Below are 25,754 nucleotides of genomic sequence, written 5' to 3'. Positions count from 1 at the left end.
ATCGCGGCACGACGAGGAGGATCATGACCCAGGACGACATCGCGGACCTCGACATCCTCTATGTCGACGATCAGCAGGACGGCATCACCCGGCGCAAGGTCCGCCACGGCTGGGGCTATTGGGACGCAAGCGGCAAGCGCATCACCGACCGCGACGAGATCGAGCGGCTCAACCGCATCGGCCTGCCCCCCGCCTATGCAAATGCCTGGTTCTGCCCCGACCCGCGCGGCCATATCCAGGCGGTCGGCTGGGACGACAAGGGCCGCAAGCAATATCGCTACCACAGCGGCTTTCGCGAGGCGCAGGAGGCCGCGAAATATGATCGCTGCGGCGCGTTCGGCCATGCGCTTCCCCGGCTGCGCGCGCAGGTCGAGCACGACCTGAAGCTGCGCGGGCTGTGCAAGGAAAAGGCCGTTGCCGCCGTCGTCCGCCTGCTGGATCTCGGCACGATCCGCGTCGGGAACGAGAGCTATGCGCAGGCCAACAAGAGCTTCGGCGCGACGACGCTGCGCAAGCGTCATGCGCAGGTGAAGGGCAGCACGCTAAAGCTCCAGTTCCGCGCCAAATCGGGCAAGCTGCGGGTGATGACGATCACCGACGGCACGCTCAGCCGCTTCGTGAAGCGATGCCAGGACCTGCCGGGGCAGCACCTGTTCCGCTGGGTCGACGATGCGGGCGAGAGCCATCCGGTCACTTCCACCGACGTGAACTGCTATATCCGCGAAGCGATGCGCGGCGCCTTTACCGCCAAGCATTTCCGCACCTGGGGCGCCAGCGTGCTGGCGTTCGAGGCGCTGGCCTGTGCGGAGACCTATGTCGGCATCAAGACGATGCTGGAGCCGGTGACAGAGGCGCTGGGCAACACGCCGTCGATCGCGCGCAAATCCTATGTCCACCCGCGCCTGGTCGCGCTGGCCAAGGACCGCGCCGCACAGGAGGCGTTCCGCCAGACCTTGCGGCTGCCCCGCACCACGCGATACCTGAGCCGGTACGAACGCGGCCTGATCGCGTTTCTGGAAGACGCGGCCGAAGCGCCGCACGCAAAGGCAGCCTGACCCCGCATGACCAACAAATCGGCCCCGATCCTCCCCAAAGTCGATCTGGAAACGCACACCGTATCCTTCGTTCGCGATTCGAGCGCGTGGGTGGAAGAGCATTGGGTGCAGATACTGATCGCCGCCGGCGTCGCGGCGGCGATCGTGCTGGTGCTCCACCTCGTCCGGTCGTGGGGCTTGCGCATGTGCCAGCGCGGGCACGGCGTCGCCAACTGGTATGCGATCTTCGGCCGTGCGGTTGCCAAGACGAGCAACTTCTTCATCGTGATGGTCGCGATCCGGCTGGTCACGACCTATGCCGACCCGCCCGCAGCGGTAGTGACCACGTCGAACTTCCTGTTCACGATCGCATCGGTGTTCCAGGCGGCGATCTGGGCGCGCGAAGTGATCTTCGGCTTTATCGAGCACCGCACCATCGGTGAGGATGAACGCGCCGCCGGGCTGGCCAGCGCACTGGGCATCATCCGGCTGCTGGTGACCTTCGCGCTGTTCGCGATCGCGCTGGTGATGGTGCTGTCCAACCTTGGCGTGAACGTGACCGGCCTGGTCGCCGGTCTCGGCGTCGGCGGCATCGCCATCGGTCTGGCGGCGCAGGGCATCTTCGGCGACCTGATCGCCGCGCTGTCGATCCTGTTCGACCGCCCGTTCCGCGTCGGCCAGAACATCAAATACGACCAGACCGTCGGCACCGTCGAAGGCATCGGCCTGAAGTCGACGCGCATCCGATCGTTCGACGGCGAGCTGCGCATCATCTCCAACCGCCAGCTGCTCGACAAGGAGGTCCAGAACCTCAGCGACCGGCCCAAGATCCGCCTGCCCTTCACGCTGGGCGTCGCCTACGAAACCCCGCCCGACGTCCTCGACACCATCCCCCAGATGCTGAAGGACATTGCCGAAGCGCATGGCGGCACGGCGGTGCGCGCGGGCTTCTCGGCGTTCGGCGCCAGCACGCTCGACTATGAGTTCATCGTCGAGATGCCGAGCGGTAACTGGGACATTGCCCACCCGGCCCGTGATCGGATCGCCACCGATGTACTGCGCCGGTTCGGCGCGGCGGGCATCGCCTTCGCCTATCCGACGCAGACGAGCTATACCGCCGCGCCCGACGGCAAGTTTGTGCTGCCCTATCCCGACGTCCAGCCGGTGATGCGCGTGGACCGGGGGCCGAACGAGCAATAATCGGCGCGGATTGCGACGGGCGGAGGCAAAGGCGGCATGGAGCGCCCACCGCCCGTTTGACACAAACTGTGCCATGGCTATCAGGCTGTATGTCCTCCCGAAAATTCCTGTTTGCCGATCCTGCCAAGCCCGCCGTCGCCGACAACCTGCGTACCCGTGAACGGATCGAGGCGGCGGTGGTCGCGGTGCTGGGCGACAACGAAAAGCTGACGCACGATCGCGTGGCCGAACGCGCGGGGATCTCGCGGCGCACCGTCTATCGCTATTTCCCCGACCAGCCCACGCTGCGCCAGGCGGTTGCCAATCCGATGCGCGACGCGGCGGCGACGCCGGAATCGCTTGCGGCACTGGTGGACGAGATGCCCGCGCGCTTCGCCGCCTTCGATGCCAAGGCCGCCGCCATGACCGTGGCGCTGGCCAGCGCAGAGGGCCGCGCGCTACGCAACGCCGCCAAGCGCGAACGCGCCGCCGCGTGCCGGCAGGCGCTGGACGCCCCCACCCGCGCACTCCCCGAACCGGACCGGACACTGGCGATCGCGACGCTGCAATATCTGTCGAGCGCGCTGGCATGGCGCGAGATGCGCGACCAGTGGGACCTGAAGGGCGCCGACATCGGCACCGCCTGCCGCTGGGCGACCGAAGTGCTACTCGCCGACCTGCGCAAACGCGGCGACAAGCCGCTGGCGGACGGCCCGGCCTGACGCTCCACGCGGGCACGCTTGACCATCGCCGTATCCGCAGGCCCAATCGCGGCGGGGCCGACTCGGGCAAAGGGGGAACGGAAATGCGCAGGTTGTTGGGCGCGGGCGCAATAGCGCTGGCAATGTTCGGAACGTCGGCAATGGCAGCGGACAAGCCGGCGAAGGCGCCGCCTGCGGAAAATGCCAGGGCGGCGAAGCTCCCGCCCAAGGCGCAGCAATTCCTCGCCAGCCTCCACCCCCAGAGCGGCGACGTGAGCGTGCCTGCGGCAAAGGCCGTGCTCCATCTGGGCGACCGCTATTATTTCCTGCCCGCCGACGACGCCAAGCGCGTGCTCGTCGATGTCTGGCGCAATCCGCCCGAATCGGTGTCGGACGTGCTCGGCATGGTGATGGAGAAAGACGCCAACGCCTTCGACAATCTGTGGGGCGCGGTGATTACCTATCAGTATAGCGGCCATGTCTCCGACGCGGACGCCGACAACCAGGACTATGGCGCGGTGCTCGCCGACATGAAGGCAGGCGACGCCGCCGACAATGAACAGCGCAAGGCACAGGGCTTTCCGGCGATCTCGCTGGTCGGCTGGGCGCAGCCGCCGTCCTACGACAAGGCCAGCCATTCGCTGATCTGGGCGCGCGAACTGGCCGAAGAGGGCGGCGCAGAGCACGGGCTCAATTACGACGTGCGCCTGCTCGGGCGCACCGGGGTGCTCAGCCTCAACATGGTATCGTCGATGGCGGCACTGCCCGAGGTGCGCACGGCGGCATCCGATTTCGGCAAGGCCGTTACGTTCGAGCCGGGCGCGGCCTATGCCGACTTCAATTCCTCGACCGACAAGACGGCGGAATATGGACTGGCGGGGCTGGTCGCAGGCGGCGTCGGCCTGGCGGTGGTCAAGAAGGTCGGGCTGCTCGCGATCCTGCTCAAGTTCGGCAAGCTGATCCTGCTGGGGATCGCCACGGCGGGGGCCGCCGCCTGGGGATTCATCAAGCGGCTGGCCGGGCGGCGGGAGGAAGATGCGATCTGAGGCGGCCGGGCGCGGGATCGACTCGTCCCGAGCCCGCGCCTGACCGTTTTTCGAATATCGGGTTCGCCGCGCGCAACAGTCACGACGCTACGGCACCCGGCACTTTCCTGTTTTCGGTCGGGAGAGGCTTGCGAAGCCCCCCTCTCCCTCCCTAAATGAGCCCAGCGAAAGCCGGAGACAGGCGTGAACACGATTACCGTCGAGCAAAGGGGCGCCATGGTCGGGACCGAGCAGGTTTCGGACTGGGTGGAAGTGACCCAGGCGATGATCGACACCTTTGCCGACGCCACCGGCGACCACCAGTTCATCCATGTCGACCCCGAACGCGCGGCGCAGACGCCGTTCGGCGGCACGATCGCGCATGGCTTCCTGTCCCTGTCGCTGATGCCCATGCTCGCCGCGCGCAGCGGCGCGCCCGAGATAGCGGGCGCCAGGATGGGTGTGAACTATGGCGGCAACAAAGTCCGGTTTCTCACCCCCGTCCGCTCCGGCAAGCGCGTGCGCGGCCGGTTCAAGCTGCTCAAGTTCGTCGAGCGCAAGCCCGGTGTCTGGGAACAGGTCCAAGAATATACGCTCGAGATCGAAGGCGAGGAAAAGCCCGCGTTGATCGCCGAGTGGATCGCACTGATTTACGTCTAGCCCTTCTCCCCCTCCCGCAGGCGGGAGGGGGCCGGGGGGTGGGCAACCGCTCTCCACGAACAAATCGCCCGCCGATAGCGGGCGCCCACCCCCAGCCCCTCCCGCATGCGGGAGGGGAGCAACGAAGAGGAAGCTCGAATGCGTTCCGCCGTCATCGTCTCCACCGCCCGCACGCCGATCGGCCGCGCCTATCGCGGCGCGTTCAACAACCTGCCCGCCCCGACGCTGGCCGCCGCGTCGATCCGCGCCGCCGTGGAGCGCGCCGGCATCGACCCGGCGGAAGTCGACGACGTGGTCTTCGGCGCCGCGCTGCAACAGGGGCATCAGGGCGGCAACATCGCCCGCAACGCGCTGCTGCGCGCCGGGCTGCCGGTATCGGTCGCGGGCATGTCGCTCGATCGCCAGTGCGCGTCGGGGCTGATGGCGATCGCCACGGCGGCCAAGGAAATCATCACCGACAACATGGACATCGCCATCGGCGGCGGCGTCGAATCGATCAGCCTGGTGCAGACGCCGCAGATGCGGATCGGCGCCGATCCCGAGCTGCTGGCGATGCACCCCGACATCTACATGCCGATGCTCCAGACTGCCGAAGTCGTCGCCGAGCGCTACGGCATCGGCCGCGACCGCACCGACACCTATGCGCTCCAGTCGCAGCAGCGCACCGCCGCCGCGCAGGCCGCGGGCAAGTTCGATGCGGAAATCGTCCCCGTCACCGCGACGATGAACATCGTCAACAAGGAGACGAAGGAAGTCACGACCAAGGAAGTGACGCTATCCAAGGACGAGGGCAACCGCGCCGATACCACGCTGGAGGGGCTCCAGTCGCTCAATGCGGTGCTGCCCAACGGCACGATCACCGCCGGCAATGCCAGCCAGCTGTCGGACGGCAGCTCGGCCGCCGTGCTGATGGAGGAAAAGCTGGCGGAGAAGCGCGGACTCCAGCCGCTGGGCCGCTATATCGGCATGGCTGTCGCAGGCACCAAGCCCGACGAGATGGGCATCGGCCCGGTCTATGCGATCCCCAAGCTGCTCGAACGCTTCAACCTCAAGATGGACGATATCGGCCTGTGGGAGCTGAACGAGGCGTTCGCGGTGCAGGTGCTGTATTGCCAGGACAAGCTGGGCATCCCCAACGAACTGCTCAACGTCAATGGCGGCGCGATCTCGATCGGCCACCCCTATGGCATGAGCGGCGCGCGGATGACCGGCCATGCGCTGATCGAAGGCAAGCGGCGCGGCGCCAAATATGTTGTGGTGACGATGTGCGTCGGCGGCGGCATGGGTGCTGCCGGGCTGTTCGAAGTCCTCTGATTCCGGATGCAGGCGCGGGCCCCTCTCCCGCGCCTGCCCGTCCCTGTGTGTCCCATCGTAAAGCGTTGTTGCTTCGGCAACTTTTGTTAGCGATACCAGTGTCGAGCCCCCGAAACAGGGAGCCGATTGGGAGAGGACCGGCATGGCCGAGGGACTGGCGCTGGTGGCCGATATCGGCCGCCATTCGGTGCGTTTTGGGCTGACGGGCGGGGATGCCGGGCTTCCCCCGCGCGACGTCCGCACCTTTCTGACCGCCGAACACCCCACCTTTACCAGCGCGCTGCTTTCGTATCTGGGCGATCTGGGGCTCAGCGACGCGCGGCTGCCCAGCATCCTGGCGGTGGCCGGCGCGGCGCGCGGCGACCTCATCAACCTGACCGGCAGCCGCTGGTACATCTCGCTTGCCGGGGTGGAGGCGGTGCTGCGCATGCCGCCGCGCGCGCTCAACGAATGCGCCGCGAACGCGCTTGCGCTCACTCTCCTGCCCGCCACCGCCTTTGCCGCGCTGCCCGGCCCCATGCCGAGGCGCGTCGAGACCGGCGGCAATTTCCTGGTGCTCGGCACCGGCACCGGGCTGGGCGTCGCCGCGCTGGTGAGCGCCGGCGACCGGCTGGTCCCGATCCAGAGCGAAGCCGGGCACATGGCCTTTGCCCCCCGCACCGACGACGAACTGCGCTTCGCAGAATATTGTGTCGCCAAGGGGCTGGCGCTGCAGGTCGAGGCACTGCTGAGCGCAGGCGGGCTGTTGCTCGCCTATGAAGCGCTGTCGGGCGGCAAGACGCTGGCGCGGCCGGAGGACGTGACGCGCGCTGTCGGCCGCGATCCGGTGGCGACGGCGGTGGTGCGCATGTTCTGCGCGCATCTGGGCGCGGTCGCGGGGGATCTGGTGCTGGCGTTCGGTGCGTGGGACGGCGTGTTCCTGACCGGCGCGATCGCCCGCGCGCTCCAGCCGCAACTGGGCGATCCGAATTTCCGCCAGCGGCTGCAGGACAAGGCTGCGTTCCGCCGCCAGCTGGGCGAAGTGCCCGTCGCGCTGGTGCTGCGCAGCGACCTGGAACTGCTGGGCGCCGCCGCCGCCTTTGCCACGGCCTGAGCGGGGGAAATCTTTGCCCGATGCTTCGTTGTCCCTGCGCACCCCGAACCCAAGGAGCATCGCATGGCCGACACCGAACAACTCAAGAAAGACCTCTGGTCCAAGCTCTCGGCCAGTCCATTCCTGATGGTCGGCCTGCAAAATGGCGAGCATAGTGCGCCGCTGACCGCGCAACTCGATCCCGATCAGGTCGACACGCTGTTCTTCTTCATCGGCAAGGACAATCGCATGGCCCCCGGCGGCGCGGCGATGGCACAGTTCGTGTCAAAGGGGCACGATTATTTCGCCTGCCTCGCCGGCACCGCGCGCATCGACAACGACCCCGCGCTGATCGACAAGCTATGGAACAAGCATGTCGAGGCATGGTTTCCCGGCGGCAAGCAGGACCCGAATCTCGCGCTGCTCCGCTTCGACATCGACAGTGCCGAATTGTGGGAATCCGACCTGTCGCTGACGGGCAAGGTGAAGATGCTGTTCGGCGGCACGATCCGTTCCGACGAAACGGGCAGCCATGCGAAGGTCGAAACCACGGCCGCGTAACACGCCCCATTGACCCCGGCGCGCGAGCGGGCGATCCCATGGCATGGGTCCCTCGCTCGCGCACCGCATCCGCACCGAAGCACATGCCGTCTGGCTCGCTGTGCGCGATCCGCGCACGCCGATGCCTGCACGGATCTTCGGCGTTCTGGTCGCGGCCTATGCGCTGTCGCCCATCGATCTGATCCCCGATTTCATCCCCGTGCTCGGGCTGCTCGACGACGTGGTGCTGGTGCCAATCGGCGTCTGGCTGTTCGAGCGCATGGTTCCCCCCGCGTTGATGACCGAATATCGCAGGCGCGCCGAGGCCGAGACACAGCGCCCGGTGAGTATGGGCGGCATCGCGATTGTGGTGCTGCTCTGGGCGCTGCTGGCGCTGGCGGCGTGGAGCGTCGCGGCGTGGTATTATGACTAGGCGGGAGCCAACGCGCGCAATAACCACGAATTAATCCTGCGGCAGCAATAAGCGGGCATGGATACTGCCAAGACGCCGCTTCGCTTCGGCCATCATGCACTCGCCGTCCTTGGTGCAGCGACACTCGGCGCTACGCTATTCTCCGCGATCTGGACCGCCGGCCTTGTCGCGGCTGCCGGCGCCAAGCTGCCCGGATTGACGTGGATCGCGACAGCGGCAGTCTTGTGCTGGCTGACAGTGTTCCTCTTTGCCCTGCCGGCAGGAGGATTGGTGCTGTCGTTTTTGTTTCCCGTGACTCGTCGCCGCACCATGGCCGCGAACGCCATCTGCCTGATTGCGGGAGCCATGATCGGAGTGGTGCTGGCGCCCCTGGCAAGTCCGGCGCTTCGCGGGGCCAGTCCGCTGCAAATCGCCGCATTCGCGTTGACTGGGCTCGTGATAGCCGGGGCCTATCTGGCGATCGGGCACCGGCTCAGCCGCACCGCCGGCTAGTACAGACCGTCTCGTTTCTTAAAGGGGCGCAACCGCCGGATCTTGCGCGCCGCACTATGCCAGAGGCGCGTTTCAAAGGCGCAAAGCTCCCGGCGGGCGTCGTCCGCGCCAACGTTCGCTGCGTTGCGCAGCCAGTGCCGATAGCCGCGCATGTCGTTCCGGTTGAAACAGCTCGCCGCCGCGTTCAGCGCGGCCCGCGCGTTTCCCTTGCGCCACGCCCGCCGATACAAGCCAGCCGCCGCGAAGCTGCTCGCAGGCTTGCCGAATGCCTGCGCCGAGTTGTCTTCCGAATACCAGTCGGCCAGTTCGATCATCGCATCCGCGTGCCCGCGCATCGCAAGGTGCCGGATGATCGGCACCCATAAACCCACAGCATGCTCGTAGCGCATGCTAAGCGTCTTCTCGTACAGACGATCCGCCCGCGCGCCGCCTCTGCACACCGCAGCCGCCGTTCTCACCCCGGATGCTTGGCCATCCATTGCTCGACAATCGGAGCGATGCGGTTGCGCCATTTGGAACCGTTGAAGATGCCGTAGTGGCCGACGCCCTCGGCCAGATGATACTGCTTCATCGCCTCGGGCAGCTTGTCCGAAATCGTCAGCGCCGCCTTGGTCTGGCCGATGCCCGAAATGTCGTCGCGCTCGCCCTCGATCGCAAGGATTGCGATGTCGGTGATTGCCGAGGGATCGACGCGGCGGCCGCGATGGAGCATCTCGCCCTTGGGCAGCGCATGGTCCTGGAACACCACGTCGATCGTCTGGAGATAGAATTCGGCGGTCATGTCGCAGACCGAGCGATATTCGTCATAGAACGCCATCGTCGCGTCGGCGCTCTCGCCGTCGCCCTGGACCAGATGCTTGTACATCTCCCAATGGCTGATCATGTGGTTGCCCAGGTTCATCGTCATGAACCCGGCGAGCTGGAGGAAGCCCGGATAGACCCGGCGCCCGGCGCCCGGATAGGTCATCGGGATCGTCGCGATCACGTTCTGCTCGAACCAGCTGTGCGGCCGTTCGGTCGCCAGCGTGTTGACCGCCGTCGGCGCCTCGCGCGTGTCAATGGGGCCGCCCATCATGGTCAGCGTCGCGGGGCGATTGGGATGCTGGTCGGCGCTCATCAGCGCGGCGGCGGCGAAGCACGGAACCGACGGCTGGCACACCGCCAGCATGTGCGGCCGGGCAGCGCCCTCGGCGCCGATATGGGCCAGGAATTCGACGATATAGTCGACATAATCGTCGAGGTCGAAGCGCCCTTCGGCCAGCGGCACCAGCTTGGCGTCACGCCAGTCGGTGATGTACACATCGGCCACCGGCAGCATCCGCTCCACAGTGCCGCGCAGCAGCGTGGCGAAATGGCCCGACATCGGGGCGACGATCAGCAGCTTCGGCCCGCCCTCTACACCCTTGCGGACGAAGCGCTTGAGCTGGCCGAACGGCTTGCGCAGCACGACTTCCTCATGCACGTCCACGGTCTTACCGTCGATGATCGTATGGTCGAGCGCGAAATCCGGCTTGCCGCGCGGCGCGGAGGCATGGGCGAACACCTGAAGCGCCGACGCCATCACCGGGCCGCCACCGAAATAGGCGAACGGATTGGCGGGATTGTTCAGCAGCCCCGCGCTGAAATTGGCGAAAGCGCTGGCCCCGGCGAGAAGCGAACGCTGGATTTCATATGCGTCGTACAGCATGTGGTTCCTTCCACCGTCACCCGTAAGCAAACGGCGGCGGTTTTTCTGACAAATTGACCCGAGTCTCTATATAGCCGAGCGGTGTTGCGGCGCAACGCCACTCGGGGCTCAGCGCTTGTACGAACGGGTGGTTCCCCTATGCGGTCATTCGCGCTAGGTCCGCGCGCATGGCCGAAACGACCCCGCCTGCCCCCGCGCCCGCAAAGCGCAAGCTCAGCAACCTCAGCCTGATCTGGAGCTTTACGCGGCGCTATCCGCTGCAGCTCGCGATCGGGACGCTGGCGCTGTTCACGTCCTCCGCCGCGACGCTGTGGATTCCGCGCACGTTCAAGCAGATCGTCGACAACGGCTTTGCCGCCGGTGCGGATACCAGCCGGATCGGCGTGTATTTCGAAGGGCTGTTGCTGGTCGTCGCAGTGCTGTCGATCGCGACGGCGGTGCGCTTCTTCTTCGTGTCGTGGGTCGCCGAAAAGACCGTGGCGGACCTGCGCATTGCGGTGCACCGCAACCTGTTGCGGCTGCCGCCCAAATGGTTCGAGGAAAACCGCCCGTCCGAAATCGCCTCGCGGCTGACATCGGACACGGCGATCGTCGAGCAGGTGGTGGGATCGACCGTGTCGATCGCGCTGCGCAACCTGCTGACCGGCGTGGGCGGCGTGATCTATCTGTTCGCGCTGGCGCCCAGGATCGCCGCCTATCTGATCGTCGGCCTGCCGCTGGTGGTCATCCCGATCGTATGGCTGGGCGGCCGCATCCGCACGCTCTCGCGGTCCAGCCAGGACCGGATCGCCGATATCGGCGCGATCGCATCCGAGACGCTGGGGGCGATGCGGATCGTCCAGGCATTCGGCCAGGAAAAGCGCGAATCGACTCGCTTCGAGGAAGCCGTCACACGCAGCTTCGCCGCCGCGCAAAAGCGCTTTGCCCTGCGCGCGGTGATGACTGCGCTGGTCATCGGGCTGCTCTTCACTGCGATCACGCTCATCATGTGGGATGCCGTCTCCGGCGTCGCCGAAGGGCGGATCTCGGGCGGATCGATCACCGCGTTCGTCATCACCGCCGGGCTGGTCACGGGATCGTTCGGCGCGCTCACCGAAGTCTATGGCGACCTGTTGCGCGCATCGGGCGCCGCCAGCCGGCTGGCCGAACTGCTCGCGCAGCAACCCGACATCGCCCCGCCCGCGCACCCGACCGCGCTGCCGATGCCGCCGCAGGGAGCCATCGCGTTCCAGCATGTCACCTTCCGCTACCCCTCGCGCCCCGAAGTCGCGGCGCTCCACGACTTCTCGCTCGACATTCGCCCCGGCGAGTCGGTCGCGGTGGTCGGCCCGTCGGGGGCGGGCAAATCGACGCTGTTCCAGCTGGTGCAGCGCTTCTACGACCCCGACAGCGGCATCGTCCGCATCGACGGCGTCGATGTCCGCGACGCCGATCCGGCGGACATTCGCGCGCGCATGGCAATCGTGCCGCAGGAGACGGTGATCTTCGCCGCCTCCGCGCGCGACAATCTGCGCTACGGCGCGTGGGACGCGAGCGATGACCAGCTGTGGGACGCCGCCCGCGCGGCCAATGCCGAGGATTTCCTGCGCGACCTGCCCCAGGGCCTCGACACCTTCCTGGGCGAAGGCGGCGCGCGCCTGTCGGGCGGGCAGCGCCAGCGGATCGCCATTGCCCGCGCGCTGCTGCGCGATGCGCCGATCCTGCTGCTGGATGAAGCCACGTCCGCGCTCGACGCCGAAAGCGAGCGGCTGGTGCAGGATGCGCTCGACCGGCTGATGGAGAACCGCACCACGCTCGTCATCGCCCACCGGCTCGCCACCGTCCGCGCGGCGGGGCGAATCATCGTGATGGACGAGGGCCGGATCGTTGAAAGCGGCACCCACGCGACGCTGGTGGCGCAGGGCGGTCTGTACGCGAGGCTCGCTTCGCTGCAATTCCACGAGGCCTGACCGGAAGCGGGCAAGCGTTGCCCGCCCCCGACCATGCCGAACGACTGCGCTATTCGACGCGATCGCCCTCGGCGGCGGCAGTTGCCTCCTGCGCAATTGTGCCCTCGCCCGCCCCATCGGACAGCAACTGCAACAACCCCGGCTGGATCATCGCCTCGGCCTCCGCAGGGGAAACAAGCGCGTTGACCCCGAAGAAATCGATATAGGCCGCGATGTGCTGATACAGCGCGGTCCTGTCCAGGCCGACCTGATCCCATATCTTCTTCTGTTGCTCGCCGGTGAAGAGCTTGCTGCTCGCAATCGTGATGTACGGACTCTCCGACCCGACCATCCCGATGGCCCGGACGCGCAATGCATGGACCTCCAGCGCCATGGGCGCATCCGCCCAGAACATCGCCGCGCCCTTCTTTCCCGATGCCGTCACGTCCTGCAGTTCGGGCGACTGCGTGGTCGACCAGGCGTGGGGAACGATGTCGTTGCCGTTGTACAGCACCGCATTCCATTGCCGATAATCGGCAGTGCCGGCGGCGGTCGGTTTGAACGCGGCGGCGAACGCCGTGGCGAAGGCCTGGTCCGAAACCGTCGGGGCGGCAGTGGGATAGACGTTCATCTGGCTCCACCCAGTCCCCAGCAAACCCTGTTTCAGCAGCGAATAGGCGAGCAGCGGCGCGAGCCCGCCGCCCAGGCTGTGCCCGGACACCACCAGTTGCGCATTCGCCGGGGGCAGCATCTTGAGGAACTGGGCAAGCGTCTGGCCCGATGCCGGGAATCCCGTGGTCGGCGTCATCGTCGTCAGATTGCCCAATGCAATGAAATCGCCGTTGCTGATCTTCGCATTGGGATCGCCGGGCAGTGGCTTCATGTTTTTCGGACGTACCGCCAGGTCTTCCTTGATGTCGAAGATCGATTTCGGGTTGGTCGCTGCAATCGCGATCTGGTACAGGTTCTTCGTCTTGTTGTGGCAGACCGCCATGGTCTGGTCCGCCGCACCGCCGGACTTGTGCTGCCAGACCGCCGGTCCCCAGGCGATCTCCCATTCATCGGTCACGGCAAGTTGCGCGAAGAGTTGCTTGAGCTTGTTGGCGGATAGCCCGGCCAGATAGGCAGGCGTGCCCTTGCCTTCCGCAGACCCGCAAACCTTTAGAGAGACACAGAAAACCTGCTGATATAGATCATATGTCGACATCGGAATCTCCTGAGCATGACAACACCTGGAAACTTCGCGACCCGATTCGGTTCTATATCGCCGGCATAATGCTGTGATGGGTGCAGATCGTTACTTATACGCACCAAATTCCGCGTTAACCTCGTTTCTCCCGGTGGGCCGCGATCCGGGGCATGCTGGTCTCGATCCAGTCCGCCAGCACACGCACCTTCTCCGCTGCTTCGCGCCCCAGCGGGGTCAGGCTGTATTCGACATGCGGAGGAACCACCGCCAGCGCGCGGCGATCGACCAGCCCGTCCTGCTCCAGCCATTGCAGCGTCTGTGCCAGCATCCGCTCGCTCACCCCGCCGATCCGGCGGCGCAGCGCGCTGAACCGGTGGGTCCCCTCTTCGAGCACGATCAGCACCAGCACCCCCCATTGGCTGGTCATATGCCGCAGCACATCGCGCGACGGGCAGTCGGCGGCGAGCAACGCGCCCCTTCGCAACTGATCGGACAGCGAAGGCACGGCGTCAGCGGGCAGGTTGGCGGGATTTTTCATACTTACCCTTATGTACGTACTTACGATTGGTAAGCAAGGCGCATAGCTAGAGGCGGCAACAACAAGGACGCACCCCATGACCATCGCCATTACCGGAGCCACCGGCCAGCTCGGCCAGATCGTGATCGAGAAGCTCAAGGCCCATCTGCCCGCCGACGCGATCATCGCGCTGGCCCGCTCGCCCGAAAAGGCCGCGTCGCTGGGCGTGCCGGTCCGCGCGTTCGATTATGCCGACGCCGCCACGCTGGCCCCGGCGCTGGCGGGCGTCGATACGCTGCTGCTCATCTCGTCCAGCGAGATCGGCCAGCGCATCGAACAGCATCGCGCCGTCATCGCCGCTGCGAAGGCCGCCGGCGTGGGCCGCATCGTCTATACCAGCCTGCTCCATGCCGACACGACGCCGCTCACCGCCGTAGCCAGCGAGCATGTCGCCACCGAAGCGGCGCTGAAGGAATCGGGCATCGCCTTCACGATCCTGCGCAATGGCTGGTATGCCGAGAATTATGCCGGCTCGATCGCTGCCGCGGTCGCGCACGGCGCGTTCATCGGCAGCGCAGGCGACGGCAAGCTGTCGCTCGCGGCGCGGGAAGACTATGCCGAAGCCGCTACCGCCGCGTTGCGCCGCGACGACCTGGCCGGGCAGACGCTGGAACTGGCGGGCGACGACGCGATCACGCTGGCCGACCTCGCCGCCGAAATCTCGCGCCAGAGCGGCAAGGCCATTCCCTATCGCAACCTGAGCGAGAGCGACTATGCCGCCGCGCTGGTCGGCGCCGGGCTGCCCGAGGGGCTGGCCCAGTTCATTGCCGGGGCGGATACGGGTGCGGCGCAGGGCGGGCTGTTCGATGACAGCCGGACGCTGTCCACGCTGATCGGACGCCCGACGACGCCGCTGTCGGAAGTCGTCGCCCGAAGCCTGAGCTGAGCGCGACTCCGGGCGGGCTTCCGCAGCCCGCCCGGAACTTCGGGTATCTCGCCCCGGCCCTGCCCATCCCCTATTCCCACCGCTTTGGAATTTCGGGTATGGACATGGCAAACAGGAGAGCGATGATGGCCGACTTCGATGTGATCGTCTATGGCGCAACCGGCTTTACCGGCCGGCTGGTGGCCGAATATCTGGCCCGGCATTATGCCGATGGCAGCCTGAAATGGGCAATGGCGGGGCGTTCGCTGACCAAGCTGGAAGCGGTGCGCGACGAAATCGGCGCCGCGCCCGATACGCCGTTGCTCACTGCCAATGCCGACGATCCGGCCGCGCTGCGGGCGATGGCGGCGCGTGCCACCGTCGTAATCACCACGGTCGGCCCGTATCAGCTCTATGGCGAGCCGCTGCTCGCCGCCTGCGTCGAGACGGGCACCGCCTATTGCGACCTGTGCGGCGAGCCCGCCTGGATGGCGCAGATGATCGCCAAATATGACGCGGCAGCCAAGGCCAGCGGCGCGCGCATCGTCTTTTCCTGCGGGTTCGATTCGATCCCGTTCGACCTGGGCGTATGGGTGGCGCAACAGGCCGCCATCGCCCGCTTCGGCAAGCCCGCCCCGCGTGTGAAGGGGCGCGTGCGCGCAATGAAGGGCACGTTCTCCGGCGGCACCTTCGCCAGCGCCAAGGCGTCGATGGCAGCGGCGGCGAAGGACCCGTCGATCCTGAAGCTGATGGTCGATCCCTTCGCGCTCGCCCCGGGCTTCGCCGGGCCGCACCAGCCGAACGGGATGCTGCCGCATTATGACGAGGCGGTCTCCGCGTGGGTCGCGCCGTTCATGATGGCGGTCATCAACACCAAGAACGTCCACCGCACCAATTTCCTCGCCGGCCAGCCCTATGGCGCCGATTTCCAGTATGACGAGATGCTGGTCGCGCCGGGCCTGGGCGATCTGGGCAAGGCGGCGGCGGAGGCCATCGCCAAGATGAACCCGATGAGCGGCGACAAGGGCCCCGCCCCCGGCGAAGGCCCGAGCAAGGAGGAGCGCGAGACCGGCTATTACGATCTCGCCTTCATCGCGGAAATGCCGGGCGGCGAGCGGCTGACCGCCCAGGTCCACGGCGATCGCGACCCCGGCTATGGGTCGACCAGCAAGATGATCGCGGAAACCGCGCTATGCCTGGTGCGCGACGTGGCCGGCGCGGGCGGCATCTGGACGCCCGCCGCGCTGATGGCCGAACCGCTCAGGAAGCGGCTGGAGGACCATGCCGGGCTCCGCTTTACCGTAGAATAACGGAGGCCCCCCTTAAACCGCCCTTGATGCTGATCGTCTAGCGTGCACGCATGAGTAGCATCGAACGCGCCGCCTATACGCCGCCGGCCAGCATCGAGGGCGTACCTTCCATCCCGCCCGAGGACGGCGCGCGCGCGCGTCGCGATGCGGTCCGCGACCAGCGCACCTCGGAGCGCGCCGCCGAGAGCCGGGAGCGCCAGACGGTGCGCGAAACCGTGCGCAACGAAAGCGATCCCGCAAAGGTCGAGACCGCACGCAGGGTTGCGGAGGCCCAGCGCGCCCAGATGGTCAGCTACTGCGCGGCCGGCCCGCGCATGGGCGTAAGCGACACCGGCAGCCTGTTCGCGATCAACGCCTGACCGCGAACCCGGCTCGGACGGTCAGCGCTTCCGCCCCTGATGCCGGATATTCGCCGGACGCCCGCGATGCTTGATGACGCGCTTGGCCCCCGGCCCGCTCCGCCGCGCATCGCTGGTGCTGGCGCTCCCCTTGCCATCGGGTAGCTCGAAGCGCAGCGCGCCGGTGATCGGGTTGGCATCGGCCAGCCGCAATTGCAGCCGCTGCCCCAGCGCGAAGAACTCGCCGCTCTGCTCACCCACCAGCCGCTGGCTGGATTCGTCGTAGCGGAAATATTCGGCGCCCAGATCGCGTGCGGGGACCAGCCCGTCGCCGCCGATCCCCTCGATCGTGGCGAAGAAGCCGAAGCTCTGCACCCCGGTGATCCGCGCCTCCATCACTTCGCCGACATGGTTCGCCAGATAGGCGGCGACATAGCGATCGATCGTCTCGCGCTCCGCCTCCATCGCGCGGCGTTCCAGCTGGCTGATCGTCTGGCCGATCCGGTCCATGCTCCCGGCCTCTTCCGCCGTCAGCCCGCCGGGGCCGAGATTGTACGCGGCGACCAGCGCGCGGTGGACGACCAGATCGGCGTAGCGGCGAATAGGCGAGGTGAAATGGGCATAGCTGCCCAGCGACAGCCCGAAATGGCCGGCATTTTCGGGGCCGTAATAGGCCTGGGTCTGGCTGCGCAGCACCTGTTGCATGATCTCCTCGCGGAAATCAGCCTCGCCGACCTTGCCGAGGATGTTGTTGAACACCGCTGGGCGGATTACCTGCCCCAGCGCGAATTCGAGGTCGAAGGTCTTCAGATAGTCCTTGAGCGCCACCAGCTTCTCGCGCGCGGGCGGCTCGTGTATGCGGTACATGACCGGCATCTTCTTGGACTCCAGCGCCTTGGCCGCCGCGACGTTGGCGGCGATCATGTAATCCTCGATCAGCTTGTGCGCGTCCAGCCGCTCGCGCGGCGCGACCGAGAGGATGCGGCCCTTTTCGTCGAGCACGATCCGCCGTTCGGGCAGGTCGAGGTCGAGCGGCTCGCGCTTCTGCCGTGCCTTGAAAAGCGCACCCCAGCATTCCCACAACGGCACCAGCGTGCTTTCGACGATGGCGGGGGGCACCAGTCCCTTGACCGGCGGCTTCGGGTCGGCGCCGCCGCGCGCGTCGATCGCGGCCTGCGCGTCCTCATAGGCGATGTTCGCGGCTATGCTGACCACTGCGCGGGTGAAGCGCCAGCTCTTGAGTTCACCGTTTCTGCCGACCTGAAGGTGGCAGACCAGCGCCGCGCGGTCCTCGCCCTGCTTCAGCGAACAGACTTCGGCGGAGAGGATCTCCGGCAGCATCGGCACGACCCGGTCGGGGAAATACACCGAATTGCCGCGCTTCTTCGCCTCGCGGTCCAGCTCCGATCCGGGGCGGACATAGAAGCTGACATCGGCGATCGCGACCACGGCCTTCCAGCCGCCTTCGTTCTTCGGATCGTCGTCGCGCGCCGCCCAGACGGCGTCGTCATGGTCGCGCGCATCGGCGGGATCGATCGCGACAATGGGGATGTGGCGCAGATCCTCACGCTCGCCCAGCGGCTGTTTCGACAGCCGTTCGGCCTCGTCGAGCAGTTCCTGCGAGAACACATTCGGGATGCCGTGGCGATGGATCGCGATCAGCGAGAAGCTGCGCGGGGCAAACGGATCGCCGAGCTTCTCGGTGACATGCGCGAAGATGCGCGGCGCGCGCCCGGCCTTTTTCGCCAACACCAGGTCGCCCGGCTCGGCGCCGTTGCGCTCGGAGATCGGGTAGCTGTGGCGTTCCTTCTTCTCCACGCCCTGAAGGTAGAGCCGTCCGCCCTCTTCCTTGACGACGCCCAGCATTTCTTCCTCGCCCTTGGCGAGTTGCTTCAGCGGGTGCGCGATCCAGCCATTGCCCAGTTCCTCGGTGCGCGCGAGGATGCGGTCGCCGGGGCCCAGCGCGCCGCGCTTGCCGCGTTCGCGCACGCGCACCCGCGGCACCGGCAACCCTTCGGCCTCCCAGCGCTCGGGCACTGCCCACACGGTATCGCCATCGGCATCGGTGACGCGCAGCACCGTCACCTTGGGCAGCCCGCCCATCTTGTGGAACGCGCGGCCGGGGGCGCCGTCGATCAGCCCCTCGTCGGTCATGTCGCGGAGCAGCGCTTTGAGCGCGATCTTGTCCTGCGCGTGCAGGCCGAACGCCTTGGCGATCTCGCGCTTGCCGACAGCCATGTCGGCGCTCGAAATGAAATCGAGGATCTGCTGCCGCGTCGGCAGGCCCGTTTTCTGTTTTGGTTTTGCCATGTGCCGCCAAGATAGGAGCGCCCGGGCAAAAGGTCACGCGCCGTAATGCGGCGCGGCCACCTCCGTAGCATTCCTGTGCCGCCGATGGTCGCCAGCGATCGACCTATCATAGAAGAAGACAACCCACAGGATTGCCGCAATGTCCTTTTCCCGCCGTCTGCTCCTGGGCTCCATGCTCGGCTCGGGAGTCGCGATGCTCACCACGCCTCGCAGCGCCCAAGCCGAGGAAGACACACATGCCGGCGGCCCCAGCCCCGCCGAGGCGCTGGCATGGCTGAAGGCAGGCAATCTCGCCTTCGCAAAGGGGCGCCCCGCCGCCTATCCGATCGACGCGAAGCGCCGCCGCACGCTCGCGCTGGGCCAGCATCCGTTCGCCACGATCGTCTGCTGCTCGGACAGCCGCGTCGGGCCGGAGCAGATTTTCGAGACCGGGCTCGGCCAGCTCTTCGTCGTCCGCAACGCGGGCAGCACCGTCGCCAACCCACAAGCGATGGGCAGCATCGAATATTCGGTCGAGCATCTGGGCGTGCCGCTGGTGCTGGTGCTGGGGCACACCAAGTGCGGCGCCGTGAAGGCCGCGACCGAAGTGTTCGAGAAGCATGTCGCCCTGCCCGGCAGCCTTGCCGAGATGGTCGCGCCGATCGTGCCGGCCGTAGAATATGCGCGCAAAGGCAGCGGCGACCTGGTCGACCGTGCCGTCCACGAGAATGTGCACGAAGTGGTGCACGCGCTGCGCAGCCCCCGACAGCCACTGCTCGCGCCGTTTCAGCGCAAGGGCGCGCTGCGCGTCGTCGGTGGCGTCTATGACCTCGAAACCGGCGTGGTGGATTTCATCGACGAAGGGTGAGCGCGCGGCTGGCGTCGCGGGCGGAAACGCCTACACTGCGCGGGTGGCATATGACCTCCTCATCGTCGGCGGCGGGATCAATGGCTGCGCGATTGCCCGCGAAGCCGCGCTGAACGGGCTGACGCTGCTGCTGGTCGAGAAGGACGATCTGGCCAGCCATACGTCATCGGCGTCGACCAAGCTGATCCATGGCGGGCTGCGCTATCTGGAGACGTACGAGTTCCGGCTGGTGCGCGAGGCGCTGCACGAGCGCGAGCGATTGCTCGCCGCCGCGCCGCACCTGATCCGGCCGATGACCTTCGTGTTGCCCGATGCGCATTCGGTGCGGCCATGGTGGATGGTGCGCGCGGGGCTGTATCTGTACGATCTGCTGGCGGGGAAATCGTCGCTGCCCCGATCGCGCAGCCTGCACGCCGACGATAGCGGCTATGTCGCGCCGCTGGCGGGCGCGCATCGCGGTTTCGTCTATTCGGACGCGTGGGTGGACGATGCCCGCCTGACGCTGGCGAACGCGCGGGATGCGGCGGCGCAGGGGGCGGAGATTGCGACGCGCACGGCGCTGGTTTCCGCGCGGCGGGACGGCGAAGGCTGGGAAGCCACCCTGTCGGATGGTCGCACGGTCCGCGCGCGCGGGCTGGTCAACGCCGCCGGCCCCTGGGTGCGAACGATTCTCAATAGCGCGCGCGTTGCGAGTGAGTCGCAAGTGCGACTGGTCAAGGGGAGCCATATCGTCGTCCCCCGGCTGTTCGACGGCGACCATGCCTATATCCTCCAGCAGCCAGACCGGCGCATCGTGTTCGCCATCCCCTATGAGGCGGATTTCACCGAGATCGGCACCACCGACATCCCCGTCGAGCGGCCCGAGGATGCGGTCTGCTCGGCCGAGGAGGCGCAGTATCTGTGCGACGCGGTGAACCGCTATTTCACGCGGCAGGTGTCACCCCATGACGTCGTCGCCACCTGGTCCGGCGTCCGCCCGCTGCACGACGATGGCGCGGCGCAGGCACAGGCGGTGACGCGCGATTATGTGCTGGAACTGGACCGCGAAGGGCCGCCGCTGCTCTCGGTCTTTGGCGGCAAGATCACGACGGCGCGGGCATTGGCCGAAGAGGCCGTCGAGCGGATCGGCCCGGCGCTGGGCATCGCCCCCGAACCGCGTACCCGCGCCCGCATTTTCCCCGGCGGCGCCATCGCCGATTTCGCGCAGTTCCTGGAGCAGACGCGCGCGCGCTGGCCGTTCCTGGGCGAAGCGCGCGCCCGGCGGATGGCGCATGCCTATGGCAGCTGCCTGGGCGAAATGCTCCGCGACGTGCACGACGAAGCGGCGATGGGCGCCGATCTGGGCGGCGGGCTGACCGAGATCGAAGTCCGCTGGATGCGCGAACGCGAATGGGCACGCACGGCCGAGGACGTGCTGCTCCGCCGCAGCAAGATCGGTCTCCATACCGGCCCGGAGACCGCCGCGCGCGTCGCCGCGCTACTGGCTACCAGCGATAGTTGAAGCTGACACTGATCCGCTTGGCCTTGCCGGTGCCGGTCGGGACTTCGTGCCGCAGCCAGCTTTCCCACAACAGAACCTGCCCCGGCTCGGGCACGATCTCGACGAAGTTCTGGAGCGCATCGTCGGCGTCGGTGCGGCGCGGCGGCGCCGCCATCATCCGCGACAGCCGGGGATCCTCCAGCCGCAGCCCGCGCGACCCCTGCGGCAACGCGACATAGACCGTGCCGGATACGACGCTGTGCGGGTGCAGATGGCCGCTATGCCCGCCGCCGCCGTTCAGGACATTGACCCACAGGCTGTCCAGCTTGAGGCGGCGCCCGCCCAGATCGAACGCGCACGCATCGGCAAAGGCCGCGACATGCTTGTCCAGCAACCGCTTCAGGTCGGCAAAGGCCGGGTCGCGGATCGGCAGGTCGTTGAGCGAGGCATAGGACGTATAGCCCGGATATCCATGCGCCCGCGCCCATCCCCGCCCCGCGCGATCATCCTCCGCCAGCTGGAGGCACGACGCCTCCAGATCGGCGATCAGCGCGGCGTCGCCCAGCGATTGCTGGTACAACAGCGTCGGGAACAGGCTGCGCACGGCCATGCTCAATATGCCCGCGCGACCAGGATGCGCTCGACCGCAGGCTCACCGGTGAACATGCACGCGCCCTCTGCCGGCGCGGCGTTGCCCGGCACGTTGCGGAAGGTGAGCTTCAGCCCCTTGAGCCGCTCGACCACGGCGTCCAGCGCCGCGCCGGTCGGGCGCGCCCAGTTGACTTCGACCCAGCCGGGATAGCGATTGCCCTCGTCGAACACTTCGACCAGCCCGGCGAAATCGGTGACGTCGCGGCGGATATTGGCGTCCATGCGCTCGCGCGCCTGGCGGTGCAGCGTCTGCTGGATGCTCTCCAGCATCTGCGTTGCCTCGCCGACGAACGCGTCGCGCGCGACGACGGCGCTGTCGAGCTTGCCATCCTCGCGGTACAGCCGGTCGCGGCGGATGACCGACACATTGCCGCCCGCCATGTCGCGCCCGCCGACTTCCACGACGATCGGCGCGCCCTTCTTGACCCAGCCCCAGCGCTTGGTCGCCGCCTTGGCAGGGCGCAGGTCGAGCAGCGCGCGCACCGGCTCGCGGAACGCGCCGAGCGCCGCCAGTTCCTGTTGCAGCGTCTTGCAATACGCGATGATGTCTGCGTCCTCGGGCTGGTCGCGCAGCATCGGCACGATCACGATCTGCCACGGCGCCACCACCGGCGGCACGCGCAGGCCGTCGTCGTCGCCATGCACCATGATGACGCCGCCGATCATGCGCGTGGACACGCCCCAGCTGGTCGTCTGCGCCAGCTCCTGCTGACCCGCCGAGTTCTGGAACTTGATGTCCTGTGCCTGGCTGAACGTGGTGCCCAGGAAATGGCTGGTGCCCGCCTGGAGCGCCTTGCCATCCTGCATCATCGCCTCGATCGAATAGGTCGAGACCGCGCCGGGGAAGCGCTCATTCTCCGGCTTCTCGCCCGCGACGACCGGCATCGCCAGGCAGGTCTCGGCAAAGTCGCGATAGACTTCGAGCATCTTCATCGTTTCCTCGCGCGCCTCCTCGACGGTGGCGTGCGCGGTATGCCCTTCCTGCCACAGGAACTCGCTGGTGCGCAGGAACATGCGCGTGCGCATTTCCCAGCGGACGACGTTCGCCCATTGGTTGATGAGCACGGGCAGGTCGCGCCAGCTCTGCACCCAGCGCGACATCGCCGCGCCGATCACCGTTTCCGACGTCGGGCGCACGACCAGCGGCTCTTCCAGCTTCGCATCGGGATCGACCACCAGCTTGCCGTCGATCGATTTCAGCCGATGGTGCGTGACGACCGCCATTTCCTTGGCGAAGCCTTCGACATGGTCCGCTTCCTTCTCGAAATAGGAAAGCGGGATGAACAGCGGGAAATAGCAGTTCTCGTGCCCCGTCGCCTTGATGCGATCGTCGAGCAGGCGCTGGATCCGTTCCCAGATGCCATAGCCCCAGGGGCGGATGACCATGCATCCGCGAACGCCGCTTTCCTCGGCCAGATCGGCCTCCGAAATGACGGTCTGATACCATTGCGCGAAATCGGCTTCGCGGGTGACGTTGAGCGCGTGCTTGATCATGGAAGCGGCGGATAGCGGCTGCGAGGCTCCGCGCAAAGTCCCCCCTTGCGCACGGGGCTGTCGCAAAGGTGGGGGCGGGAGGCGACCGTGCAGCGCCGCCGCATGAGATCCCGGCTTTCGCCGGGATGACGATGGGAGGGGGGGGCGGCCGGTCCCCCACGTCCTCGCTCCGCCTCGTATGACACGTTGTCACCGTACCCCACGCCTCGTCATACCCGCCCCAGACTCCGTCACCCCGCCCCATAGCCCGTCACCCTGCCCCACACTCCGTCACCCCGGCGCAGGCCGGGGTCTCCCGGAGGCTGGGCGGGGACGGTGCAGCGCCGCCGCACGAGATCCCGGCTTTCGCCGGGATGACGACGGGAGGGGGGCGCCCCCTGCCCCCAGCTCGTCACCCCGGCGCAGGCCGGGGTCTCCCGGGGGCTGGGCGGTGACGGTGCAGCGCCGCCGCACGAGATCCCGGCTTTCGCCGGGATGACGACGGGAGGGGGCAGGGATTGCTGGCGATTGGGCTTTCCCCGCTATTGTGCCCGCGCGAACAGGTCCTTAACCCCGTGGCGAATGACACGTGTTGCCACCGATCGGGTTCTGAAGGGCCTTGGCCTCCGGCTGTTCGCGATCGCGTGCCTCTCCACCATGTCGGCGCTGGTCAAATATGCCGAGACGCGCGGCGCGACGCTGGGCGAGACGATGTTTCACCGGCAGTTCTGGGCCGCGCTGCTCGTCACCGCGTGGATCGCGGCGGGGCCGGGGCTGGCGACGGTGCGGACCGCGCGATTCGGCGCCCATGTGACGCGCGCGGCGACGGGGCTGGTCGGCATGGTCTTCACCTTTGGCGCGGTGTTGCTGCTGCCGCTGGCGGAGGCGACGACGCTGCAATTCACCGTGCCGATCTTCGCCACCTTGCTCGGCGCGCTGGTGCTCAAGGAAAAGACCGGCTGGCATCGCTGGGGCGCGGTGCTTGCCGGATTCGTCGGCGTGCTGATCGTCGCCCAGCCGGGCAGCGGGCACTTCCCCTTCTACGGCGCGCTGGTCGGGCTGATGGCGGCGCTGTTCGTTGCGATCATCGCCGTGCTGCTGCGCCAGATCGGCCGCACCGAAAGTGCGACGACGACCGTCTTCTGGTTCTCGGTCCTGTCGGTGCCGCCGCTGGCGCTGGTCTATGCGTTCCAGCTCAAGCCGCATGACCCCGCGACCTGGGCCGTGCTGGTCGCGATCGGGATGGTCGGCGGGCTGGGCCAGTTGGCGCTGACCGGGTCGCTGCGCTTCGCCCCCGTCTCCGCCGTGGTGCCGATGGACTATTCGGGGCTGGTGTGGGGCACGCTGTACGGCTGGCTGCTCTTCGGCGCGCTACCCACGCCCTATACCTGGATCGGCGCGCCGGTGATTATCGCGAGCGGGCTGTACATCGTCTATCGCGAGCACCGGCTGCACCACGCGCACAGCCCGCTCAGCCCCGCCGAAACACCGGCATAAGGTTGTTGGCGGGCATTTCCGCCACGCGCTCCAGCACCAGCCCTTGCGCCGCCGCAGCCGCCGCCACCTCCTCCAGATGGCGCAGGCCGAACGCCGGGTCACGTTCCTTCAGCCACAGCTCGAACGCCTCGTTCGACGGCGCGGTCTCCACACCCTGCCGGCGATAGGGGCCGTACAGGATCAGCGGCGCGCCCGGCGCCAGCAGCCGCCCCGCCCCGGCCATCAGCCCCAAAGTCGCGGTCCAGGGGCTGATATGCACCATGTTGATACATAGTACCGCATCGGCACGCGCCGCTGGCCAGTCGGGCATCGCCGCGTCGAGCGCCATCGGCGCGCGGACGTTCGCCAGCCCGGCGCACCATGCCGCGATCGAGGCGAGCGCATCCGGGTCGGGATCGCTCGGCTGCCATTCGAGGTGCGGGAACTGCCCGGCGAAATGGGCGCAATGCTCGCCGCTGCCGCTGGCGATTTCCAGCACCGTGCCGGAGGCGGGCAGCACCTGCGCCAGCACGTCGGCGATCGGTTCGCGGTTGCGGGCCGTGGCCGGCGCGTGGCGCTTCGCGCTCATGCCGCGCGCGCCTGCTCCAGCAGCCGCCGGGCGCGCAGGTACATTTCCAGCCGCTGCGCTGACAACAGCCCCAGCGCGAGCGCGACCAGCACATCGGTCACCAGCATCACGTCGATGTGCAGGCTGGCCCCGCCCAGCGTCGCCGCCTCGCGCGCGCCCATGCGCACCAGGATCAGCACGACGATGAACAGCATCGCCGCAACCGAACCCCGCTGCGAGATCGCGTGCGTCTGGGGATCGACGGTGATGCGCATCAGCTTGCCCCGCTGCCACCCCAATGCCGCGCCGACGGCGAGCGCGACCAGCGACACGGCGGCCCCGATCGGCGAGGGCGGGAAGCGCACGAACATCGCGCCCGCAACCACCAGGTACAGCGCGGGCACCACCCACAGATATTCGATCTTCAACGGCCGCTCACGCGCCATGCGCCGCATGCGCAGGGCAAGGACCACGACGACCACGAGGATCGGAAAGACGAAGCTGGGCCAGGACGGCGCGTGCGCGGCGGGGTGCATGGCCGCCATGTTTCGCCAAGGCTGCGGCAAACACAAGCGGCATTGCGGCCATGGGCGATCCGCGCCATG

The 25,754-nt window shown here is 67.4% G+C and carries 26 protein-coding genes; 17 read left to right on the top strand and 9 right to left on the bottom strand.

The genetic code is table 11. The annotated features are described in order from the left end of the window. Positions 1-23: 23 nt before the first annotated feature. From ACG3SL_RS02910 to ACG3SL_RS02865, 10 genes are all read left to right on the top strand, one after another. On the top strand, positions 24-1,055 hold the full coding sequence (locus tag ACG3SL_RS02910) for a DNA topoisomerase IB (RefSeq protein WP_448663642.1): 1,032 nt from the start codon (positions 24-26) through the stop codon (positions 1,053-1,055). Between the two features lie 6 nt (positions 1,056-1,061). Continuing rightward, the gene (locus tag ACG3SL_RS02905) at positions 1,062-2,234 is read left to right on the top strand and encodes a mechanosensitive ion channel family protein (protein ID WP_448663641.1); all 1,173 of its coding nucleotides are present in this window, start codon (positions 1,062-1,064) and stop codon (positions 2,232-2,234) included. A gap of 89 nt (positions 2,235-2,323) precedes the next feature. Continuing rightward, positions 2,324-2,935 carry a TetR/AcrR family transcriptional regulator gene (locus tag ACG3SL_RS02900; RefSeq protein ID WP_448663640.1) on the top strand — a complete coding sequence of 204 codons (612 nt, stop codon included), beginning with the start codon at positions 2,324-2,326 and terminating at the stop codon, positions 2,933-2,935. Between the two features lie 83 nt (positions 2,936-3,018). After that, complete coding sequence (locus ACG3SL_RS02895; RefSeq protein ID WP_448663639.1) at positions 3,019-3,960, top strand: DUF2167 domain-containing protein; 942 nt, start codon at positions 3,019-3,021, stop codon at positions 3,958-3,960. A 216-nt stretch (positions 3,961-4,176) separates the two neighbouring features. After that, positions 4,177-4,599 (top strand): MaoC family dehydratase, encoded by a 423-nt coding sequence (locus tag ACG3SL_RS02890; RefSeq protein WP_448665053.1) that lies wholly within the window; start codon positions 4,177-4,179, stop codon positions 4,597-4,599. Positions 4,600-4,737: 138 nt separating this feature from the next. Continuing rightward, the gene (locus tag ACG3SL_RS02885) at positions 4,738-5,913 is read left to right on the top strand and encodes an acetyl-CoA C-acyltransferase (RefSeq protein ID WP_448663638.1); all 1,176 of its coding nucleotides are present in this window, start codon (positions 4,738-4,740) and stop codon (positions 5,911-5,913) included. A gap of 142 nt (positions 5,914-6,055) precedes the next feature. Then, a complete protein-coding gene (locus ACG3SL_RS02880) occupies positions 6,056-7,006 on the top strand; it encodes a glucokinase (RefSeq protein WP_448663637.1) in 951 nt (316 codons plus the stop codon). Positions 7,007-7,069: 63 nt separating this feature from the next. Next, positions 7,070-7,546 (top strand): pyridoxamine 5'-phosphate oxidase family protein, encoded by a 477-nt coding sequence (locus tag ACG3SL_RS02875; protein WP_448663636.1) that lies wholly within the window; start codon positions 7,070-7,072, stop codon positions 7,544-7,546. Between the two features lie 43 nt (positions 7,547-7,589). Beyond that, the gene (locus tag ACG3SL_RS02870) at positions 7,590-7,958 is read left to right on the top strand and encodes a YkvA family protein (RefSeq protein ID WP_448663635.1); all 369 of its coding nucleotides are present in this window, start codon (positions 7,590-7,592) and stop codon (positions 7,956-7,958) included. Between the two features lie 57 nt (positions 7,959-8,015). Continuing rightward, on the top strand, positions 8,016-8,450 hold the full coding sequence (locus ACG3SL_RS02865; RefSeq protein WP_448663634.1) for a hypothetical protein: 435 nt from the start codon (positions 8,016-8,018) through the stop codon (positions 8,448-8,450). On the opposite strand, the gene ACG3SL_RS02860 is transcribed toward ACG3SL_RS02865, so the two are convergent. Continuing rightward, positions 8,447-8,839 carry a hypothetical protein gene (locus ACG3SL_RS02860; RefSeq protein WP_448663633.1) on the bottom strand — a complete coding sequence of 131 codons (393 nt, stop codon included), beginning with the start codon at positions 8,837-8,839 and terminating at the stop codon, positions 8,447-8,449. The genes ACG3SL_RS02865 and ACG3SL_RS02860 overlap by 4 nt on opposite strands. A gap of 65 nt (positions 8,840-8,904) precedes the next feature. Then, a complete protein-coding gene (locus tag ACG3SL_RS02855) occupies positions 8,905-10,137 on the bottom strand; it encodes a polyhydroxyalkanoate depolymerase (protein WP_448663632.1) in 1,233 nt (410 codons plus the stop codon). Between the two features lie 167 nt (positions 10,138-10,304). On the opposite strand from ACG3SL_RS02855, the gene ACG3SL_RS02850 reads away from it, so the two are divergent. After that, positions 10,305-12,086, top strand: coding sequence for an ABC transporter transmembrane domain-containing protein (locus tag ACG3SL_RS02850; protein ID WP_448663631.1), 1,782 nt, complete (start codon positions 10,305-10,307; stop codon positions 12,084-12,086). 49 nt (positions 12,087-12,135) lie between these two features. Here the strand turns inward: ACG3SL_RS02850 and ACG3SL_RS02845 are convergent, their stop codons facing one another. Continuing rightward, positions 12,136-13,272, bottom strand: coding sequence for a lipase family protein (locus ACG3SL_RS02845; protein WP_448663630.1), 1,137 nt, complete (start codon positions 13,270-13,272; stop codon positions 12,136-12,138). A gap of 115 nt (positions 13,273-13,387) precedes the next feature. Beyond that, entirely contained in the window at positions 13,388-13,792 is a 405-nt protein-coding gene (locus ACG3SL_RS02840; protein WP_448663629.1) for a winged helix-turn-helix transcriptional regulator, read from the bottom strand. A 76-nt stretch (positions 13,793-13,868) separates the two neighbouring features. Between ACG3SL_RS02840 and ACG3SL_RS02835 the strand changes: the two genes are divergently transcribed. The 3 genes from ACG3SL_RS02835 (at position 13,869) to ACG3SL_RS02825 (ending at position 16,365) form a co-directional block, all read left to right on the top strand. After that, on the top strand, positions 13,869-14,717 hold the full coding sequence (locus ACG3SL_RS02835; RefSeq protein ID WP_448663628.1) for an SDR family oxidoreductase: 849 nt from the start codon (positions 13,869-13,871) through the stop codon (positions 14,715-14,717). Positions 14,718-14,839: 122 nt separating this feature from the next. Beyond that, on the top strand, positions 14,840-16,006 hold the full coding sequence (locus ACG3SL_RS02830) for a saccharopine dehydrogenase family protein (RefSeq protein WP_448663627.1): 1,167 nt from the start codon (positions 14,840-14,842) through the stop codon (positions 16,004-16,006). Positions 16,007-16,056: 50 nt separating this feature from the next. Beyond that, entirely contained in the window at positions 16,057-16,365 is a 309-nt protein-coding gene (locus ACG3SL_RS02825) for a hypothetical protein (RefSeq protein WP_448663626.1), read from the top strand. Between the two features lie 21 nt (positions 16,366-16,386). On the opposite strand, the gene ACG3SL_RS02820 is transcribed toward ACG3SL_RS02825, so the two are convergent. Then, positions 16,387-18,654 (bottom strand): ribonuclease R family protein, encoded by a 2,268-nt coding sequence (locus ACG3SL_RS02820; RefSeq protein ID WP_448663625.1) that lies wholly within the window; start codon positions 18,652-18,654, stop codon positions 16,387-16,389. Positions 18,655-18,793: 139 nt separating this feature from the next. On the opposite strand from ACG3SL_RS02820, the gene ACG3SL_RS02815 reads away from it, so the two are divergent. Further along, a complete protein-coding gene (locus ACG3SL_RS02815) occupies positions 18,794-19,501 on the top strand; it encodes a carbonic anhydrase (RefSeq protein ID WP_448663624.1) in 708 nt (235 codons plus the stop codon). Between the two features lie 43 nt (positions 19,502-19,544). Further along, positions 19,545-21,002 carry a glycerol-3-phosphate dehydrogenase gene (gene glpD / locus ACG3SL_RS02810; RefSeq protein ID WP_448663623.1) on the top strand — a complete coding sequence of 486 codons (1,458 nt, stop codon included), beginning with the start codon at positions 19,545-19,547 and terminating at the stop codon, positions 21,000-21,002. Here the strand turns inward: glpD and ACG3SL_RS02805 are convergent. Continuing rightward, positions 20,986-21,591 (bottom strand): TIGR02466 family protein, encoded by a 606-nt coding sequence (locus ACG3SL_RS02805; protein ID WP_448663622.1) that lies wholly within the window; start codon positions 21,589-21,591, stop codon positions 20,986-20,988. The two genes, glpD and ACG3SL_RS02805, sit on opposite strands and share 17 nt — an antisense overlap. Before the next feature lie 2 nt (positions 21,592-21,593). Beyond that, positions 21,594-23,126, bottom strand: a complete 1,533-nt coding sequence (proS, locus tag ACG3SL_RS02800; RefSeq protein ID WP_448663621.1) for a proline--tRNA ligase — start codon at positions 23,124-23,126, stop codon at positions 21,594-21,596. A gap of 561 nt (positions 23,127-23,687) precedes the next feature. Between proS and ACG3SL_RS02795 the strand changes: the two genes are divergently transcribed. Further along, positions 23,688-24,602: a DMT family transporter gene (locus tag ACG3SL_RS02795; RefSeq protein ID WP_448663620.1), complete on the top strand. Its 915-nt coding sequence runs from the start codon at positions 23,688-23,690 to the stop codon at positions 24,600-24,602. Here ACG3SL_RS02795 and ACG3SL_RS02790 read toward each other — a convergent pair. Together ACG3SL_RS02790 and ACG3SL_RS02785 are read right to left on the bottom strand one after the other, a co-directional pair. Further along, positions 24,577-25,170 carry a DUF938 domain-containing protein gene (locus ACG3SL_RS02790; protein ID WP_448663619.1) on the bottom strand — a complete coding sequence of 198 codons (594 nt, stop codon included), beginning with the start codon at positions 25,168-25,170 and terminating at the stop codon, positions 24,577-24,579. The two genes, ACG3SL_RS02795 and ACG3SL_RS02790, sit on opposite strands and share 26 nt — an antisense overlap. Continuing rightward, the gene (locus tag ACG3SL_RS02785) at positions 25,167-25,694 is read right to left on the bottom strand and encodes a CcdC protein domain-containing protein (RefSeq protein WP_448663618.1); all 528 of its coding nucleotides are present in this window, start codon (positions 25,692-25,694) and stop codon (positions 25,167-25,169) included. The genes ACG3SL_RS02790 and ACG3SL_RS02785 overlap by 4 nt, the downstream gene beginning before the upstream one ends. Positions 25,695-25,754: the final 60 nt, after the last annotated feature.

The sequence above is a fragment of the Sphingomonas degradans genome, from assembly GCF_053502645.1.
Note: the sequence above shows the minus strand (reverse complement) of the source record. Positions and strands in the feature narration are given on the sequence as shown.

Coding starts and splice junctions, on each gene's coding strand:
- ACG3SL_RS02910 (WP_448663642.1), top strand. CDS start 24: ATGACCCAGGACGACATCGCGGACCTCGACATCCTCTATGTCGACGAT.
- ACG3SL_RS02905 (WP_448663641.1), top strand. CDS start 1,062: ATGACCAACAAATCGGCCCCGATCCTCCCCAAAGTCGATCTGGAAACG.
- ACG3SL_RS02900 (WP_448663640.1), top strand. CDS start 2,324: ATGTCCTCCCGAAAATTCCTGTTTGCCGATCCTGCCAAGCCCGCCGTC.
- ACG3SL_RS02895 (WP_448663639.1), top strand. CDS start 3,019: ATGCGCAGGTTGTTGGGCGCGGGCGCAATAGCGCTGGCAATGTTCGGA.
- ACG3SL_RS02890 (WP_448665053.1), top strand. CDS start 4,177: ATGGTCGGGACCGAGCAGGTTTCGGACTGGGTGGAAGTGACCCAGGCG.
- ACG3SL_RS02885 (WP_448663638.1), top strand. CDS start 4,738: ATGCGTTCCGCCGTCATCGTCTCCACCGCCCGCACGCCGATCGGCCGC.
- ACG3SL_RS02880 (WP_448663637.1), top strand. CDS start 6,056: ATGGCCGAGGGACTGGCGCTGGTGGCCGATATCGGCCGCCATTCGGTG.
- ACG3SL_RS02875 (WP_448663636.1), top strand. CDS start 7,070: ATGGCCGACACCGAACAACTCAAGAAAGACCTCTGGTCCAAGCTCTCG.
- ACG3SL_RS02870 (WP_448663635.1), top strand. CDS start 7,590: ATGGGTCCCTCGCTCGCGCACCGCATCCGCACCGAAGCACATGCCGTC.
- ACG3SL_RS02865 (WP_448663634.1), top strand. CDS start 8,016: ATGGATACTGCCAAGACGCCGCTTCGCTTCGGCCATCATGCACTCGCC.
- ACG3SL_RS02860 (WP_448663633.1), bottom strand. CDS start 8,839: ATGCGCTACGAGCATGCTGTGGGTTTATGGGTGCCGATCATCCGGCAC.
- ACG3SL_RS02855 (WP_448663632.1), bottom strand. CDS start 10,137: ATGCTGTACGACGCATATGAAATCCAGCGTTCGCTTCTCGCCGGGGCC.
- ACG3SL_RS02850 (WP_448663631.1), top strand. CDS start 10,305: ATGGCCGAAACGACCCCGCCTGCCCCCGCGCCCGCAAAGCGCAAGCTC.
- ACG3SL_RS02845 (WP_448663630.1), bottom strand. CDS start 13,272: ATGTCGACATATGATCTATATCAGCAGGTTTTCTGTGTCTCTCTAAAG.
- ACG3SL_RS02840 (WP_448663629.1), bottom strand. CDS start 13,792: ATGAAAAATCCCGCCAACCTGCCCGCTGACGCCGTGCCTTCGCTGTCC.
- ACG3SL_RS02835 (WP_448663628.1), top strand. CDS start 13,869: ATGACCATCGCCATTACCGGAGCCACCGGCCAGCTCGGCCAGATCGTG.
- ACG3SL_RS02830 (WP_448663627.1), top strand. CDS start 14,840: ATGATGGCCGACTTCGATGTGATCGTCTATGGCGCAACCGGCTTTACC.
- ACG3SL_RS02825 (WP_448663626.1), top strand. CDS start 16,057: ATGAGTAGCATCGAACGCGCCGCCTATACGCCGCCGGCCAGCATCGAG.
- ACG3SL_RS02820 (WP_448663625.1), bottom strand. CDS start 18,654: ATGGCAAAACCAAAACAGAAAACGGGCCTGCCGACGCGGCAGCAGATC.
- ACG3SL_RS02815 (WP_448663624.1), top strand. CDS start 18,794: ATGTCCTTTTCCCGCCGTCTGCTCCTGGGCTCCATGCTCGGCTCGGGA.
- ACG3SL_RS02805 (WP_448663622.1), bottom strand. CDS start 21,591: ATGGCCGTGCGCAGCCTGTTCCCGACGCTGTTGTACCAGCAATCGCTG.
- proS (WP_448663621.1), bottom strand. CDS start 23,126: ATGATCAAGCACGCGCTCAACGTCACCCGCGAAGCCGATTTCGCGCAA.
- ACG3SL_RS02795 (WP_448663620.1), top strand. CDS start 23,688: ATGACACGTGTTGCCACCGATCGGGTTCTGAAGGGCCTTGGCCTCCGG.
- ACG3SL_RS02790 (WP_448663619.1), bottom strand. CDS start 25,170: ATGAGCGCGAAGCGCCACGCGCCGGCCACGGCCCGCAACCGCGAACCG.
- ACG3SL_RS02785 (WP_448663618.1), bottom strand. CDS start 25,694: ATGGCGGCCATGCACCCCGCCGCGCACGCGCCGTCCTGGCCCAGCTTC.